This window comes from Prevotella sp. P5-108, from assembly GCF_002251385.1.
Taxonomy (GTDB): Bacteria; Bacteroidota; Bacteroidia; order Bacteroidales; family Bacteroidaceae; genus Prevotella.
This window is the reverse complement of record NZ_NPJJ01000058.1, coordinates 57,021-74,867: the sequence shown is the minus strand read 5'-3', so window position 1 is coordinate 74,867 and position 17,847 is coordinate 57,021. Positions and strand designations below refer to the sequence as shown.

At 52.2% G+C, this 17,847-nt stretch carries 13 protein-coding genes; 11 read left to right on the top strand and 2 right to left on the bottom strand.

The features are described from left to right. Positions 1-1,169 (top strand): leucine-rich repeat domain-containing protein (locus CIK95_RS11845; RefSeq protein WP_144007829.1); only part of this gene is annotated, 1,169 nt, incomplete at its 5' end. A 450-nt stretch (positions 1,170-1,619) separates the two neighbouring features. Beyond that, positions 1,620-2,081, top strand: coding sequence for an ISAs1 family transposase (locus tag CIK95_RS11835; RefSeq protein ID WP_158215137.1), 462 nt, complete (start codon positions 1,620-1,622; stop codon positions 2,079-2,081). Positions 2,082-2,538: 457 nt separating this feature from the next. Here the strand turns inward: CIK95_RS11835 and CIK95_RS11830 are convergent, their stop codons facing one another. Together CIK95_RS11830 and CIK95_RS11825 are read right to left on the bottom strand one after the other, a co-directional pair. Next, on the bottom strand, positions 2,539-3,009 hold the full coding sequence (locus tag CIK95_RS11830; RefSeq protein ID WP_216820589.1) for a hypothetical protein: 471 nt from the start codon (positions 3,007-3,009) through the stop codon (positions 2,539-2,541). An 81-nt stretch (positions 3,010-3,090) separates the two neighbouring features. After that, a complete protein-coding gene (locus CIK95_RS11825; RefSeq protein WP_094467089.1) occupies positions 3,091-5,085 on the bottom strand; it encodes an HD-GYP domain-containing protein in 1,995 nt (664 codons plus the stop codon). A 329-nt stretch (positions 5,086-5,414) separates the two neighbouring features. Here CIK95_RS11825 and CIK95_RS11820 point away from each other — a divergent pair, with 329 nt between their 5' ends. The 9 genes from CIK95_RS11820 to cls all read left to right on the top strand — a co-directional run bounded on the left by CIK95_RS11820 (position 5,415) and on the right by cls (position 17,834). Continuing rightward, a complete protein-coding gene (locus tag CIK95_RS11820; RefSeq protein ID WP_144007828.1) occupies positions 5,415-5,780 on the top strand; it encodes a hypothetical protein in 366 nt (121 codons plus the stop codon). A 100-nt stretch (positions 5,781-5,880) separates the two neighbouring features. Continuing rightward, entirely contained in the window at positions 5,881-6,750 is an 870-nt protein-coding gene (locus CIK95_RS11815) for an electron transfer flavoprotein subunit beta/FixA family protein (protein WP_022311267.1), read from the top strand. A 4-nt stretch (positions 6,751-6,754) separates the two neighbouring features. Next, on the top strand, positions 6,755-7,777 hold the full coding sequence (locus tag CIK95_RS11810) for an electron transfer flavoprotein subunit alpha/FixB family protein (RefSeq protein WP_022311266.1): 1,023 nt from the start codon (positions 6,755-6,757) through the stop codon (positions 7,775-7,777). A 57-nt stretch (positions 7,778-7,834) separates the two neighbouring features. After that, positions 7,835-8,230, top strand: coding sequence for an endonuclease domain-containing protein (locus tag CIK95_RS11805; RefSeq protein ID WP_022311265.1), 396 nt, complete (start codon positions 7,835-7,837; stop codon positions 8,228-8,230). Between the two features lie 61 nt (positions 8,231-8,291). Beyond that, positions 8,292-10,016: an acyl-CoA dehydrogenase family protein gene (locus CIK95_RS11800; protein ID WP_094467087.1), complete on the top strand. Its 1,725-nt coding sequence runs from the start codon at positions 8,292-8,294 to the stop codon at positions 10,014-10,016. A gap of 189 nt (positions 10,017-10,205) precedes the next feature. Next, a complete protein-coding gene (locus CIK95_RS11795) occupies positions 10,206-12,395 on the top strand; it encodes a family 20 glycosylhydrolase (protein ID WP_094467086.1) in 2,190 nt (729 codons plus the stop codon). A 319-nt stretch (positions 12,396-12,714) separates the two neighbouring features. Next, complete coding sequence (gene dnaG / locus CIK95_RS11790; RefSeq protein WP_094467091.1) at positions 12,715-14,694, top strand: DNA primase; 1,980 nt, start codon at positions 12,715-12,717, stop codon at positions 14,692-14,694. Positions 14,695-14,700: 6 nt separating this feature from the next. Beyond that, positions 14,701-16,413, top strand: coding sequence for a hypothetical protein (locus CIK95_RS11785; protein ID WP_094467085.1), 1,713 nt, complete (start codon positions 14,701-14,703; stop codon positions 16,411-16,413). After that, positions 16,410-17,834 (top strand): cardiolipin synthase, encoded by a 1,425-nt coding sequence (gene cls / locus CIK95_RS11780; RefSeq protein ID WP_022311260.1) that lies wholly within the window; start codon positions 16,410-16,412, stop codon positions 17,832-17,834. The genes CIK95_RS11785 and cls overlap by 4 nt, the downstream gene beginning before the upstream one ends. The last annotated feature ends 13 nt before the right edge of the window (positions 17,835-17,847 follow it).

Genomic DNA, 17,847 nt, shown 5'->3' with positions numbered 1-17,847 from the left:
ATTATACTTATAATGATGAGATAGGCTATGACGCATTCTATGGCTGTAGCGGATTAACGAGTTTAACCCTTCCTGCTGGTATTACCGAGATAGACGATTGCGCATTCTATGACTGTAGCGGATTAACGAGTTTAACCCTTCCTGCTGGTATTACCGAGATAAGCAAAGGCGCATTCTGGGGCTGTAGCGGATTAAAAGAGGTTAGATTTTGTATAAATGATAATTTAGACACATATTTAATAAAAGGTCATCCTTATATAGATGTAGATTGTGGTATTAAATATTATATAAATGATAAAGAGATCACAAGTATCGAAATACCATCTAACGTAACTACTTTAGGTAATTATGTTTTCCAAGGCTGTCGCGGATTAACGAGTTTAACCCTTCCTGCTGGTATTACCTCAATAGGCTGGAACGCATTCTATGGCTGTAGCGGATTAACTAGTTTAACCCTTCCTGCTGGTATTACCTCAATAGGCTCTGAAGCATTCTATGGCTGTAGCGGATTAACGAGTTTAAACCTTCCTGCTGGTATTACCTCAATAGGCGTTGGCGCATTCAGTGGCTGTCGCGGATTAACGAGTTTAACCCTTCCTGCTGGTATTACCGAGATAAGCAATGGCGCATTCTATGGCTGTATCGGATTAACGAGTTTAACCCTTCCTGCTGGTATTACCTTAATAGACTCTTACGCATTCAGTGGCTGTATCGGATTAACGAGTTTAACCCTTCCTGCTGGTATTACCTCAATAGGCGATGAAGCATTCTATGGCTGTAGCGGATTAACGAGTTTAAACCTTCCTGCTGGTATTACCGAGTTAAGCAATCGCGCATTCCAAGGCTGTAGTGGATTAACTTCTATTTATGTATATGCAGAGAAAGTACCAAAAATAGGTAGTAATGTATTCGGAGAAGTTGATGCCAAGAAATGCACACTTTATGTACCAATGGGAACTCGTGATGATTACTGGCTCTCTCTCTTTGGCGACTACTTTGAGAACATAGTAGAGTTCGACGCAACAGGCATCGACAAGACTACAACTTCTACCGATGTTGAGGAGGTAGCTCGCTATTCAGTAAATGGTCAGCGATTGGTAGGTCCAACCAAGGGATTGAATATCGTGAAGTATAGCGATGGTAGCGTGAAGAAAGTTGTTGTTCAATAATGGGTGGCTAGCATCCTTGTGAGACAATATTTTTATAGGGGGTGTGTCAAAAGTTTAAACAGCCCGCTTGTTTGACTTTTGACACACCCCCTTTTTATGGTTACTCCTTGTGCAGATTGAAAGGTATTGGCTATTCTCGTTGGATTGGTTGATGAACCAATGCCCGAGGCAAGCACACGCACCAATTCCTTCAATCCTTCTGGATTGCGTAGATGGTTACGCTCAATTATATCACGCAGATAGGTCGTATCAAAAAGACTCCTTTGTCGTGTCAAAGAAGTTTGATGGTCATCGCGCATCGGTCGGTGTGAGCACGCGCGCCGACCGAAACGCACACACGCGCCGACCGAGACCAGGGCCGATGCATTACTTTTCTCCATGATAATCAAAGGTATTTCCTAAAAAAGTATTACCTTTACTCCCCAAAAAAGCATGAATATCTCGATTATATTGAACAATATCCAAGATCCGCGTCGTAATCATCTTCAAAAACACAGTCTTGAAAGTATCATTTATATCACTTTAGCCGCGATTATAGGTGGTGCTGAAAGTTGGAATGAAATAGAAGAATTTGGTATTGCCCATATAGATTTTTTCAAGTCCAGAATAAAAGGCCTTGAAGAAATACCTAGTCATGATACATTTAATCGCGTTTTTTCCATCATAAATCCCAAGGAATTTGAGGCAGGATTTCGTGAATGGGTACAAGATTTATACGGAAAATATAAGGGCGTTATTGCTATTGATGGCAAGGAAATGCGTGGTGCAAGATCGGAAGATGAGAATGGTAAAATTTGTCCCATAAGAATGGTGAGTGCCTGGGCTGTTGACAATGGCGTATCATTAGGACAAGAAAAGGTTGGAGAAAAATCTAACGAGATAAAGGCCAGAAAAGAGACTTTTCCTTCATAAAGCGGTTGGGTTGAATCATATTTGCCTGCGAAATCAGAGAGATAGACTGCCAAATGATAACTGTCATTTGTTAAATTTGACAGCTTAAAACTCACATTATAGTGGCACATACAGTCAGCTTCAACAGTGGGGTCGCCCAATGGAACCAAAACGATACAGATTGAGTTGGCTTGTGAACTAACCTGAGGTCTAAAACCATTTAACGCACAGTTTCCTCGGAGGTCAGTCACATTGAAATGACCTGCCCCTTTTGCATCCACCGAGAGAACCATATTTGGAGACTTCTCCATTTCACTTTCATAATATTCCGGATGACTTTCTTTTGCAGAAAAGGAAGAGGTGCAGCCCGAACTTATTACGTCACTCATTCTGATTGGCTCCATTGCATTTTGCTCTGTAGAGCAAGAACTCAAAGCCATAACAGAAAGAACTAAAAATACAATTTGCTTTACCATATCTATTGCTTATTTTGAATTGAACGAATTGATTCTAACAACTTATAAGTGTCGATAAACGCTTCTAAAGATTGTATTGATGATACTTTTTTCCCTTCTACCGTATCTACAAAGTTTTTAATTGTATCATAGAAACCTTGGGTGACTATCTGATTATTTGGTAGGGTTGGCACGAAATCATTACTATTGAATAAGCTTTCTTCTACCCTTTTCTGATGATAAACTTTCTCCAATGGTATTCCCATTAAGGTATGTTGTTTGCCTTTATATGTCAAACTGTTCATCCCTTTCAGCTCGAAAATACCGTTGGGAGTGTTGATGGTCATACTCTCTTGGGCATCATTCCAAGAATAGCCAGTTGACAACTCTAATATCCTAGTGGCTTTTTCATGTCTGGGCACCAACATTAATGTATGATGCCCTATCCATTCTGCACATTTAATTTCAGCTTTTCCTACAAAATTATGTGACAAATCGTCATCCCCGCTGTCACTCCTGCTCAGCCGGCTGCGGGGCGATGGCTGGCTGGGACGATGGTGGCTGGCGGTGGGGTGCTACTGCTTGTCGGTATTGGCAAAATACTTCTTGTATATCATGTAGTAGATGTCCAGCCATCCGTCGGTGAGCAGCCATCTGAGCCTGTTGGCCAACTCCGGATGACGGTCTATAAACTCTACCACCTGGGGGTTGTATCGGGTGCCGGCTTCTTGGCGGAACTCGTTGATTACGGTGTTGAATGTCTTCGGGTTCTTATAGTTGCGGCCTATGCGCTCTGTAGCTGCCTGCAGGCAGTCGCTCAGGGTGAGTATGTCGATGAGCAGGCGGTAAGGCGAGCGGGTGTTGTCGAAGTCTGCAGGGTAACCTCCTTTGCCGTTGTACCACTTGTGGTGACCCAGAATGGCATCGTGGAATGGCGCCAGTCGTGGGTCGAGCTCCAGAAACCGCAGTCCGCGACGCGGATGCCCCTGTATAATTTTGCGCTCCATATCGGTGAGCGGTCTGAAGTCGTTGTTGACCACGGGAACCATGATAGTCTTGCCCAAGTCGTGAAACTCTGCCGCCCTGCGCATGTATTCCACGAACAGCTTCTTGTGCCTGGTCACGTTGCGCGCGTTCTGACAGCCCAGGTAGCCTACCAGCAGCTGCGGTTCTTTCTTCACCATGGCGCTGATGATGGTCGTGGCTATCTCTGCCACGTGCACCGAGTGGGCATAGGTGGGCAAGTCGGTCGTCACGATGAGCTCTTCGAGGAAGTCGACCCTCTCTTCGGGCTTCAGGTATCGCGTGATGCGCTCGTAGACGACCAGTGTCTTGAGCATCTTTACAAACTGGGTGGAGTGCTGGTCATCGTGGCGGTTTCTGAACGCCGTTACAATATGTCCGCACAGCAGTTTGACCGTACGGCGCTTCTCTCTGTAGGGGATATCGGCAATGTCGTTGAGGTAGAGTATCGAGTAATACTGCTGGATGAAGTCCATGAACTCCTCGTCGTTGAGCCTTACGCCCTTTATCAGGTTCCAGTTGCGGGCATACCGGCTCTTGTAGGCGTCCAGAGCTTCCTTTGCGGTGATTTGTTGGAGCCTTACCTGCATGAGCAGCATGTTCATATACTGCTCGTCGTCCATGTTTTTCTTTTTCTTGTAGCTCTTTACCAACTTGGTCATAAGCCATGTGGCCTCCTGGCTCTTCATCATGGTGCTGTCGTAGAGATACACGTTGCGTATCAGCAGCTCGTCCATCCTTTCTGCCTTGTTCTTCAGTCTCGCCATCATACTCGGAGAGATGTGGATGGTCGTGTCATTGAGCATGAGGCGCATGGTGCGCATGTTCGTGCGCAACTGTCTTACGGTCATTATCTTGCTGTTGAACCAAGCAAAGCTCGACAGGTTGTAGAGGGCTGTGACGCGACACTGCTTGTAGGCGGGAAATCTCTCGCTCTCCTTGCCGAGCACCGCTCTGAAGTGGTTGTATGAAGTACGGAGCGTCGTGGTGTCGTTGTCGAGACTGAAGATGTGGAAATAAGCCACTCCCCGCCACAGATGCAGCCAGTTGTCCATGCGCAGGCTGTCGGGCTGGTGGTCGCTGTAGCGTTGCATGGCGTCGCAGAGGGTGAGCGTGTTGAAGGGGTCGGCCTTGCCGGCTCTCAGATAATCCAGGGTGAAAGCTCTGATGAATTCGCTGTAGAGGCTGCGGTCGTTGAGCACCTCGCCTACGGTCATGGCGTGGTTGATGCTGTCGATAATCAGCCTGTTAGACAGGTTTATCTCATGGTTCTTCCTTGCCCGCACCTGTAGAAACCTCGTCCATTGGTCGTGGTCGCGTATCTGGAAGATGCTGTCATTGTAGCGGTTGTACTCCACGCGGTTTTGTGCCAATGTGCGAAACCACTTTCTGAAGTCGTAGTGATGTGCGGTTGTGGCCGGCTGTGCCATGCACGCGATGGTGCAGACGATGGCGGCAAGCATGATGGATAGCCGTTTGCCGCTGTTACCCGATGACAGCCTTGCGGGGCGGTGGAAAATCTCGCAAGGCATAGATGGTATACACATCTTGTTATAATATTCTGTTCAAGTAAGACATTGTCTCTGTCTGATACCGCTGTGTGTCATTCATTATGCACACGACAATAACTATTGCAAATTTCGTCATTTATTCTGATATGGCAAATTATTTTTCTATAATTTCTATTGGCTTGCTGACAAAAAGTGGCGAACCCCTTGTCAGCACCGCCATTTAGGCGGTTTTCTCCTGCTTCTGGGCATCCATCGTGGCTGTTGCCGTGCTCCAGACTGTGGTGGTGGAGGGCGGGGAGAGTGGGGCGCCGCTTGATGTAAGGTTTCCTCAGAGGCATGTAATTATTGATGCAGCCACCTTATAGTTGAAATCAAGGCACGAAACGAGTATATCCATGTTTGCCGTCATCGTTTCATGCTTCGCAATTCTTATTTCGTGCTTCGCCACGAGGATGGTGTGGCCCTCGGCAGTATTTGCGCGGGTGAGCCACCGCGCGGAGGTGGGCGCGGGGCGGGCAGAGGGCATCGCCGCTCCCTCCGCCCATAGCCGTGTGGGCACCGACCCCATCGCCGCTCCCTCCGCGCGCCGCTGCCAGGTCGTCGTGACAATCGCCGTGATTACACCTTATTATATATATAGCGTGGCGCTGATGGCGCAGCTTCGGACTCTCATCACCGAGATGCTATCTAAAAATTGCACAAAAGTTGCGCTTTGTGCACAGTTTGCGTAAGACTGTGCAAATTTTTTCTCTTTAATTTGCATAAGCTGTAAAATATTTGTAATTTTGCGCCGTATTTGCATTAAAATCAATATAATTAAATATATTTTTTATGAGTTTGAACATTGTTGTACTTGCAAAGCAGGTACCAGACACAAGAAATGTGGGCAAAGACGCGATGACCGCAGAAGGCACTGTAAACCGTGCCGCGTTGCCCGCTATCTTCAACCCCGAAGACTTGAACGCCCTTGAGCAGGCTCTGCGTCTGAAAGAGCAGAATCCCGGCAGCACCGTAGGAGTGCTCACCATGGGTCCTCCCCGTGCCGGCGAGATAATCCGTCAGGGCCTCTATCGTGGCACCGATACCGGATGGCTGCTTACCGACCGTCTGTTTGCCGGCGCCGATACCCTGGCTACCTCTTATGCACTGGCTACAGCCATCAAGAAGATAGGCAATGTAGATATCGTTATCGGAGGTCGTCAGGCCATCGACGGTGATACCGCCCAGGTAGGTCCTCAGGTAGCCCAGAAGCTGGGTCTCAACCAGGTGACCTATGCAGAGGAAATCATCAAGGTAGAAGACGGCAAGGCCACCATCCGTCGTCACATCGACGGTGGCGTGGAGACAGTCGAGGCTCCTCTGCCTGTAGTGGTAACGGTAAACGGAAGCGCTGCTCCCTGCCGCCCCTGCAATGCCAAGCTGGTGATGAAGTACAAGTATGCTACCTGTCCTATGGAGCGCAAGGGCGACGAGCCCTGGTCTGCTCTCTATGACGAGCGCCCCTATCTGACCCTCAATCAGTGGTCGGTAGCCGACGTCGATGGTGACCCCGGACAGTGTGGTCTGGCTGGCTCACCCACCAAGGTAAAGGCTGTAAAGAACATCGTGTTCCAGGCCAAGGAAAGCAAGACCCTTACAGCGAGCGACGCCGACGTCGAGGGTCTGGTAAAGGAATTGTTGGACGAAAAGATTATAGGTTAAGGATATGAACAACGTATTTGTATATTGCGAAGTCGAAGGCACACAGGTTGCCGAGGTTTCTCAGGAATTGCTTACTAAAGGCCGCAAGCTGGCCAACGAACTGGGTGTGGAGCTCCACGCTGTCGTTGCCGGTACAGGCGTCAAGGGCCAGGTGGAAGACCAGATTCTTCCCTACGGCGTTGACAAGTTGTTCGTGTTCGACGGTGAGGGTCTCTTCCCCTACACCTCGGCTCCCCATACCGATATCATGGTCAACCTCTTCAAGGAGGAGCAGCCACAGATAGCTCTGATGGGTGCAACTGTGATTGGCCGCGACCTGGGTCCCCGCGTGAGCTCATCACTCACATCGGGTCTTACAGCCGACTGTACCCAGCTCGAGATTGGTGACTATGACGACAAGAAGAGCGGCAAGCACTACGACAATCTGTTGTATCAGATTCGTCCTGCCTTTGGTGGTAACATCGTGGCCACCATCGTCAATCCCGACCACCGTCCTCAGATGGCCACCGTACGCTCTGGCGTGATGCAGAAAGCTCTCTACGAGGGCAACGCCAAGGGTGAGGTTGTCTATCCCGAGGTGAGCAAGTATGTCTCTGACGAGGCCTACGTAGTCAAGGTTCTCGACCGTCATGTCGAGGCTGCCAAGCACAACCTCAAGGGTGCCCCCATCGTGGTAGCCGGTGGTTACGGTGTAGGTAGCAAGGAAGCATTCGACCAGCTCTTCCAACTGGCCAAGGAGCTGCATGGTGAGGTTGGTGCCAGCCGTGCCGCTGTCGATGCCGGATGGGTAGACCACGACCGCCAGATTGGTCAGACCGGTGTCACCGTTCATCCCAAGGTATATATCGCCTGTGGTATTTCCGGTCAGATTCAGCATATTGCCGGTATGCAGGACTCAGGCATCATCATCTCTATCAACAACGACCCCGAGGCACCCATCAACAAGATTGCCGACTATGTCATCGTGGGTAACGTGGAAGAGGTAGTGCCCAAACTCATCAAGTATTACAAACAAAATTCTAAGTAAAGCCCCTCCCTGTCCCTCCCCAAGGGGAGGGTATCAAAGGGGGGATGGGTGTTGTTGATGAAAAAAGGTGATACAGCTTATGGATTTCAGGATGCTTCTCCCTGCCTTTATCCCATATTGAAGGCCTTTGCCAAGGAGAACCGCCGCCACTTGACTCCGTGTGAATCCTTGCTGTGGAACTATCTGAGAAGAACCAGCAGCTGTGGTTACCATTTTCGCCGGCAGCATATCATAGGCGATTACATTGTCGATTTTGCCTGTGTTGAGAAGAAACTTGTAATTGAAATAGATGGCGCTTACCATGCAGAGCCGCGCCAGGCGGCCGATGACAGTTTGCGGAGCGAATGGCTCGAGCAGAGAGGTTATGAGGTAATACGTTTTTCCAATAAACAGGTACTCCAGGAAATCGAGAATGTGCTAAGAGAGATAGACAATAGAATAAAAAACAAATAAACAGCCTTCATTTTCTACTCCCTCCCCTTGGGGAGGGTCGGGGTGGGGCTAATATAAGATTATGGCTAATTATTATACAGACCATCCAGAGATCGCGTTCCACCTGAACCATCCTCTGATGAAGCGCATCGTTGAGCTCAAGGAGCGCGACTATGCAGACAAAGACCAGTTTGCTGACGCCCCCGTCAACTACGAGGACGCCATCGAGAACTACAAGCGCATCCTGGATATCACCGGTGATGTGGCTGCTAACATTATCGAGCCTAACTCTGAGGATGTAGACCTTGAGGGTCCACACCTCGTTGACGGTCGCATGGTGTATGCCAGCAAGACCTTCGAGAACCTCGACGCTACACGCAAGGCCGGACTCTGGGGCATCTCTATGCCTCGTCGCTACAACGGTCTGAACATCCCCAACGTGGTGTTCTCTATGTTGTCAGAGGTTATCTCTGCTGCCGATGCCGGCTTCCAGAACGTATGGAGCCTCCAGAGCTGTATCGACACTCTCTATGAATTCGGTTCAGAGGAGCAGCGCCAGAAGTATATTCCCCGTATCGCTGCCGGCGAGACCATGTCTATGGACCTCACCGAGCCCGATGCCGGTTCAGACCTCCAGCGCGTGATGCTCAAGGCCACTCAGGACGAGGACGGCACATGGCGCCTGAACGGTGTGAAGCGTTTCATCACCAATGGTGACTCTGATATCCACCTCGTGCTGGCCCGCTCGGAAGAGGGAACCAAGGACGGTCGTGGTCTGTCTATGTTCATCTACGACAAGCGCGACGGTGGTGTCACCGTACGTCATATCGAGCACAAGCTGGGTATCCACGGTTCACCTACCTGTGAGCTCGTGTACAAGAATGCCAAGGCTGAGCTCTGCGGCAGCACCCGTATGGGTCTTATCAAGTATGTGATGGCGCTGATGAACGGTGCCCGTCTCGGTATCGCCGCCCAGTCGGTAGGTGTAGAGCAGGAGGCTTACAACGAGGGTCTCGCCTACGCCAAGGAGCGTGCCCAGTTCGGTCAGAAGATTGTCAACTTCCCCGCCGTATATGACATGCTGTCACGCATGAAGGCCAAGCTCGACGCCGGTCGTTCGCTGCTCTATCAGACAGCACGCTATGTAGACATCTACAAGTCGCTCGAAGACATCGCCCGTGAGCGCAAGCTCACCGCCGAGGAGCGTGCAGAGATGAAGAAGTACACCCGTCTGGCCGACGCGTTCACTCCCGTTGCCAAGGGTATGAACTCCGAGTATGCCAACCAGAACGCCTACGATGCCATCAGCATCCACGGTGGTTCGGGCTTCATCATGGAGTACAAGTGTCAGCGCTTGTTCCGCGACGCCCGCATCTTCTCTATCTACGAGGGTACCACCCAGCTGCAGGTTGTGGCTGCTATCCGCTATATCACCAACGGCACCTACCTCGCCATCATGAAGGAGATGCTCGAGGCTGAGGTATGCGACTGCATGAAGCCTCTGCAGGCTCGTGTGGCCAAGATGGTAGAGCAGTATGAGGCTGCCATCAATGCTGTCAAGGACGCACAGAACCAGGAGGTTCACGACTTCCTCGGTCGTCGTCTCTACGACATGACCGCTGAAATCATCATGTCACTGCTTATCATCGAGGACGCCAGCCGTGCTCCCGAACTCTTCAAGAAGAGTGCCCACGTATATGTGCGCATGGCCGAAGAGAACGTACAGGGCAAGGCTGCTTACATCCAGAACTTCAAAGCAGAGGACCTCGCAGCCTTCCGCGCTGTCGAGACCGAAACAGCAGAGTAATCGGGTTATACATATTAAGTATAGAGGGCGTCACTCCTGTCATGGGAGTGGCGCCCTCGCTCTTTCTATACACCTTATTATATATATAGCAGCAGAGAAAGCCTCCCGAAACCTTTGCATATGTCAATATCTTTTATTAATATTGCAGTAGGTTAATCAACGGATGCTACTAATCAGACCCAATAACAAATGAAACGAATCTTATTGATGTCAGCCGCAGCAATGGCGTCGGCGGCACTGTCGGCGCAGACGGTCAAGACGATGAGCGACTTGAAGCCGGAACAGAAGTCGATGGCTATAAGCCTGAAACTCACCGGCAGACTGTCGGCCGAGCCAAAGGGCGACTATCGCCAGATGCGCGACCTGTGTTTCCAAGTGCGTACAATCGACCTTGGCGATGCCCAAAGCACCGAGATTCCCAAGAACGCTTTCCACTCGCGCCACCAACTTGAGAATATCGTCCTGCCCAAGGCGTTGAAGACCATCGGAACACAGGCTTTCTTCGCCTGCGACAAACTGCAGGCTGTCACCATTCCCGCTTCGGTAGATACCATTGGCGCTGCCGCCTTCTCGGGATGCAAGAGCATGACAGTACTGACCATCGAGGGTGCGCCAGTGATAGGAGAGTATGCTTTCGCGCGTCTGTCGGGACTGACGACGGTGAGGGTAAACTCAATGACACCGCCCAAGGCTTCGGTGTCTTCTTTCTACGGCATCGCGCCGGGCAGCGTGAGTCTTGTGGTGCCCAAGGGCTGCGAGAAGGCTTATATGAAGGCGGCAGGCTGGAGCCGTTTCTATGCCGAGCCGAGGCTTGCCAGCGAGGTAAGTGACCCTCGGCAGTGTCTCATCCCCATGCCGCAGGAGCTGAGTGTCAAGAAGGGGGCGAAGACCTTCAATGTGCATACAGCATGGCACATCGTGGTGACAGCTGCTGATGACAATGCAAATGCTCTGGACAATGAGAAAGAGCGGGCTCGCGAGATGCTCAGCAACCGTATTGGCAATATAGTGAACAGCCGTCAGCGCGGTGTACGGCTCGTGCTCGGTATCGACCCTACACTTGCCGATGACGAGGCTTACACCATGGTCGTCGACTCTAAGGGCGTGTGCATCAAGGGTAAGACTCCCCGCGGTGTGTTCTGGGGACTGATGACTCTCGACCAGGTTCTGCGCGGCTCGGGCAACAAGGAATGTGTTGACGCCATCCCGCAACTTACCATCAAAGATACGCCCCGTACTCACGTACGCGAGTTGATGGTAGACCCTGCCCGTACGTTCATACCTATAGACGAGCTCAAGGCGTTTGTCCCCGAGATGGCCCGCTATAAGCTCAATGCCATCCACCTGCATTTGGTCGACGACCAGGCTTGGCGCATCGAGATTAAAAAATATCCCCAGCTCACCGAGCAGGCTTCCATGCGCTGGGGACAGGACGACTTGCTGATGCCCTACAAGGGCTATTACACCCAGGAGCAGATGCGCGACTTGGTGGAGTATGCTGCCAAGTATCATGTGGAGATTATACCCGAAATCGAGATGCCTGGCCATGAGGTGGCTGCCATCAGCGTATTCCCCGAACTTACTTGCCATCAGCGTCAGGTTCCTATCCGCACCACTTGCGGTGTGTCCAACGAGCTGCTGTGCCCCGGCAATGCCTTCACCTATGAGTTTCTGGGCAATGTATTCCAGGAAATAGCCAACATCTTCCCCTCCAAGTATATCCATCTCGGCGGCGACGAGGCTGGCAACCCCGCCCTCGACTGCTGGACCGACTGCCCCAAGTGTCAGGCTCTGAAGAGACAGCTCGGCATTACCACCACCGACCGTTCGGAAAACTGGAAACTACAGGGCTACCTGTTTGACCGTATCATCGGGCTTCTGCGCGATACCTACAACAAGACTCCCATGTTTTGGTACGAGACCGACTTCAAGAAGATTCAGCCTGGATGTGTCACCTTTGCCTGGCGAGACGGACTCACCGATAAGGCCCTTGAAGCCGCTGTGAACAACAACGCACGCATAATGCTTTGCCCGGGCGAACACTGTTACTTCGACTATCCCATGGCCAAGGGCGATATGCCGGAGGTAAACTGGGGTATGCCCGTTACATCGCTCGAGGCTACTTACTCTATTGACCCGTCGTGGGGCAGAGACCAGAGCTTCGAAGACAACAACCTCTTTGGTGTTGCTGGAACGCTGTGGAGTGAGTGCATCACTTCGCCCGAACGTATCTACTATCAGGCTTATCCGCGCGCGATTGCTCTTGCCGAGGCTGGATGGACACGCAACAAGCCTTCTTATGGCAACTTCCTCGTGCGTCTGAAACCTACCGCAAAGGATATGATGAGGCGTGGCGTTACTTACTCACTCGAATACTAATGGCATTACTGTCAGGATAAATCTCTTCACTCTAAACCACAAAGGGCTGATACTCCTCGCGAGGTATCAGCCCTTTGTAGTTGTCTTTGTTTGGGTTATAAGAGCCATAGCCATAAGCCAAGACAGCCTGTTTGCAGACAGCATAATTATCATATCCCCTATACCTTATTATATATATGCCCCTGCCAGCCTGCGGTCATGGCTGGGACGGCGGCCGACGTTGCACTTTTTTCTCACATTATTGATGGAAAGTTGTCCGATGTCGCAAAAAAAGAGTATATTTGCATCAGATAGACAAGTATGACCCATGAGCAGCTCACTGATAGACAGACAGACCGTAGAGAAGATTAAAGATGCGTGCAATATCGTTGATGTAGTTTCCGAATTTGTTACCCTCCACAAGAGTGGGGCCAACTACAAGGGTCTCTGTCCCTTCCACAATGAGCGCACTCCCTCCTTCTTCGTTTCTCCTGCCCGTGGCACTTGCCACTGCTTCGGCTGCGGCAAGGGCGGCAACTCCGTGACCTTTATCATGGAGCATGAACAGATGACCTATCCCGAAGCTCTGCGCTGGCTTGCAGCCAAGTATCACATCGAGATACAGGAACGCGAGATGACCGACGAGGAACGCAAGCAGCAGAGCGAGCGTGAGTCGATGTTCATCGTCAACGAGTGGGTCGCCAAATACTTCGAGAGCCAGCTCCAGACTGATGGCGAGGGCACTGCCTATGGTCTGGCTTACTTCCGCAGCCGTGGTTTCCGTGACGACATCATCGCCAAGTTCCGTCTGGGCTACGACCTGCAAGACCGCTTTGCGCTCGCCCGTCGTGCCAAGAGCGAAGGCTATCAGGCAGAGTTTCTCCTCAAGACCGGCATCTGCTACAAGACCGACCGTGGCGACCTCATCGACCGATACGCCGGCAGAGTCGTTTTCCCGTGGATTGGACTCAGCGGCAAGGTCGTCGGCTTTACCGCCCGTGTGCTCGACCAGCGTACCAAGGGCGTCGAGAAGAAGTATGTCAACTCGCCCGACTCCGAGGTTTACCACAAAGCCAGTCTGCTCTACGGCATCTACCAGGCCAAGAAGGCCATCGCCAAGCTCGACCGCGTCTATCTCGTCGAGGGTCAGGCCGACGTCATCTCCATGTACCAGGCCGGCATCGAGAACGTGGTCGCCGGTTCGGGCACCGCCCTCAGCTTTGCCCAGATACACATGCTGCACCGTCTCACCTCCAATATCACTCTCATCTATGATGACGACGAGGCCGGACTCCATGCCGCCCTCAAGGGCACCGACATGCTGCTCTTCGAGGGTATGAACCTCAAGGTGCTGCTGCTGCCCGACGGCGAAGACCCCGACAGCTTCGCCCGCAAGCATACGGCTGAAGAGCTCAAGCAGTATATCGAGCAGCACGAGACAGACTTCATCCAGTTCAAGACCAACCTGCTGCTCAAGGATGTCACCGACCCCATTAAGCGCACCGAAGCCATCAACTCTATCGTGAAGAGCATCTCGCTCGTGACCAACCCCATACTCCGCGACACCTACGTGCAGAGCTGCGTGGCGCGCACCGGTGTGGCTGAGGCTACCCTTATCAACACCATGAACCGCTTCATCCGCGAGCAGAAGGAGAGCAAAAACTCTGAAGCCCGCCGTGAGCAGGAAGCGCCTCAGGTGGTCACCCCCACCAATGTGATGGCTGCCCCCGCGTCGTCGGTCTCTCCGCAGGAGAAGGTAGAGCGTATGCTTGCCCAGATGATTGTGCGCGATGGCAGCAAGGTGGCTTTCCGCAATATCCCTGCCGCCGGCGATGCCACCATCGACCTCACCGTGGCGCAGTACATCTACTATGATTTGCAGGCCGACCATCTCGCGCTGTCCAATCCCCTCTACGCCCGCATCCTCGACGACGCCTTCCGGCATAGCGCCGACGAGGGCTTCGACTCCCTCCAATACTTTGTCCACCACTCCGACATTGACATCTGCAAGGTGGCTGCCGAGCTGAGTGTCGACCAGCTGCAGCTCATCAAGAACGAAGAGCCCAAGAAAAAGCTCACCGCTGACGAGGTCAAGGCTCTGCAGCTCGAGGCCGAAGAGCGGCTCCGCGTCGATACCGTCCATCTGCTGCTCGACTTCCGCATGGACTATACCGAGCGTCGCCTGAAGCAGCTTGGCGACGAAATCAATGCGGCGGTCAGCGACCCAGCCCGTATGACCAGCCTGCTCAAGGAGTATGCTGACATACAGAAAGTGCGCAATGCCTATGCACAGAAATTAGGCAATAACGTCATCAGATAAACGCCTATGAGTTACGGTTTTCTTGTCTTTATTCTCTTGGCTTCTATCGTTGGTGCCGTAGTGAGATACTATTATCAGAAATACATTGGTTCCAAGTTGGAGATGTTCAAGCTCGAGAACATCAATGCCCAGACCAATCTCGAGGTGGTCAGCGACACCCTGCGCAAGATGATTTGCACCTACGCCTGGACCAAGGAGGGCGAGTCCAATGTCTGTCATTTCGACTACCAGGGTGCCCACTTCAGTATCGAGCTTACCGACAATGACCCCTTCACCCAACTCTCATTATATTACATCCATCTCGTGTCGTTGGAAGACATCAACGTCGTCCGCGCGGTATGCAACAAGTATTCCTCCACCAAGAACCCGTTCAAGGTGGTCTATTCCGTCAATCAGGAACACCACGGTGCCGCTATCCACATCATCTGTAGTCTTCTTCTCAATGAGGTCAACGCCCATGAATTGCTGACGAAGGTCATGGCGCAGATGTTTGAGATGAGGCGGTTGGTCGTGGCTGAAATCGAGAGCGAGACCCAGAAGGCTCGCAGTGTCGATTGCGCCGATTATGAAGTTGCCACAGTCGAGTGGGGTGGAGAGTTGGAACTGCTCCACGAACTCGAGATAGACCGCCAGCCTGCCGTCTTCAGTCACCACGAGGCTGCCGCCCATCCCGTCATCACCCCTCGTGCGCTCCTTGCCACCATGTTTGGCATCACCGACAGCCATATCGACTCGCTTTCCGCCTGGACCAACGACGAAACCCACATCCACATGGGCGAGGACGACGATATTGCCAACTTCCCCCTCTCCGCGTTGCTTATTGCCGATGGCAAGTTCATCCACAGTTGGGTTGGCGTCGAACTTACCTATCATGACGACAGTGGCGATGGCGTCAGTCACAATCTTGGCATCCATCTGGATTCCGAGATGACTACCCCGTCGGTGCTCTATTACCGCGTGACCCTCACGCTGATGCCAGTGTTCGTCCCACCGGTAGTAAGCCCCGTCCTGCTACCCAAACCAGGCGACTGTCATACGTTTGTGGCTGGCTATGAGCTTGTACCCACGAAGCAGCAGACCGACGCCATCAACTACCAGTGGCACGAAGCCCGCGAGAAGTTCAAGTCTGGCGGCGAGAGCCAGCTCACCGCTACCCAGCGGGTGCTTGCCCATTGCGAGCAGCCCGACCTGGCACAGTATATCTACCTGGGTCGCCAGCGTTATCTCGAACGCCGCTTCTTTGATGCCCTCTCCCCGCTCGGTGCAGCCTATGAGCGCTACGCCGCCCGCTACGACCAGATGGGCGCCGACGAGCGTCGCAGCTATTATGAGGTGTGCTATCTCCTTGGCAGTTGTTATTATCATTTGCGCCGTTTCGAGATAGCCCATTTCTATCTCTTCCAGACCCTTTCCATCAACAACCTGATATACACCATGCAGTATGTCAACTGTATGGTGAGCATGGGCAACTGTGATGCCTTGCGCTTCATCGACTCCTCGCTTGCCAATCTGAAGCGCTCGATGGACATGGGCAGCCTCAACAGCAACTGTCTCAACTTCTATTACTTCCTCCAGCGCCGCAAGGTTGAGTTCCTGCTCAACGCCCACCGCGTCGACGAGGCCGAGCAGTTGTTGCACACCATGCTCGACGGCAATCCCAACAGCGACTTTGCCATTGAGCGACTCGCCGAGATACAGAAAGAAAAAGAGAAACTATGACATCGATTATCCTGTGGACGTTGCTTGCCATCGACATTGTTCTGGTGATAATGGCGCTGGTCAAGGTGTTGCTCGAAGAGCTGCAGCCCTTCAAGGCAATGTTCTGGGTGATGACCATCATCTTCGTGCCCATTCTGGGATTGGTGCTTTTCTTCTTTTTCGGCAAGAATCTCCACAAGAAGCGACTCCTCAGCGACCGCACCCATATGCTCATCGCCGAGCGCATCTATCAGGGGTTTACCGCCCAGGACGACCTCGTCATCCCAGCCCGCCATGAGCGCGTCATCAACTTCTTCGCCCGCCTTACCCTGGCGTTTCCCTTCAAGAACAATCGCATTGAGATACTCTCCGAGGGATCCGATTTCTTTCTCAACCTCCTTCACGACATCGGTCAGGCCCAGAGCCATATCCATCTCATTACCTATATCTTCACCGACGATGCCTTGGGCCGTCTCGTTGCCGATGCCCTCATCGACAAGGCCCGCGAGGGTGTCGAGGTGCGCGTTATCTACGACGATGTGGGCAGTTGGGAGACCAGCAACCGTTTCTTCGAGCGTTTGCGTGGTGCCGGTGTCGATGTCGTGTCTTTCATGCCCGTGCGTTTCCCTGCCTTTACCGGCAAGGTCAACTACCGCAACCACCGCAAGATATGCGTCGTCGACGGCAAGGTGGGCTATATCGGCGGCATGAACCTCGCGCTGCGCTATGCCAAGGGCGGTCGTGGCCGCGACTGGTGCGATACCCACCTCCGCGTTTGTGGTGCCGTCGTTTCTTCACTCCAACGCTCCTTTATCGATGACTGGTATCTCGTAGACCATTCCATTCTGCGCGACGACAAGTACTATCCAGCCCCCACTGTCGAGCCCAACGACTGTCTGGCACAGGTCGTGCTGAGCAGTCCGCTTCTTCCCTGGAACGGACTGATGCAGGGCTATGTCAGCCTCATCTACGAGGCGCGCAAGTATGTCTACATTGAGACGCCCTATTTCATCCCGCCCCAGCCCGTGCTTATGGCGCTCACCACCAAGGCCCTCGCCGGCGTCGATGTCTGCGTGATGCTGCCCGAGCATGCCGACCGCTGGTTTGTCGAGCACGCCGCCCGCTCCTACATTGACCGTGCCCACGATGCCGGAGTCAAGTTCTACCTCTACCAGCCTGGCATCAACCATTCCAAGTTGCTCATCATCGACGATATGGTCTGCTCCTGTGGCTCCACCAATATCGATTTCCGTAGTTTTGAGAACAATTGCGAGTCCAATCTTTTCATCTACGACACCGAGATGGCGCTCCGCATGAAGCATCTGTTCCTTGGCGACCTCGCCCATTGCAGTCCCCTGGACGATAACTACCTTTTCCAGCACCACACTATCCATCAGCGCCTCGCCGACGGCGTAGTGCGTATGTTCTCGCCACTGATGTAGACCCCGTTGCCGC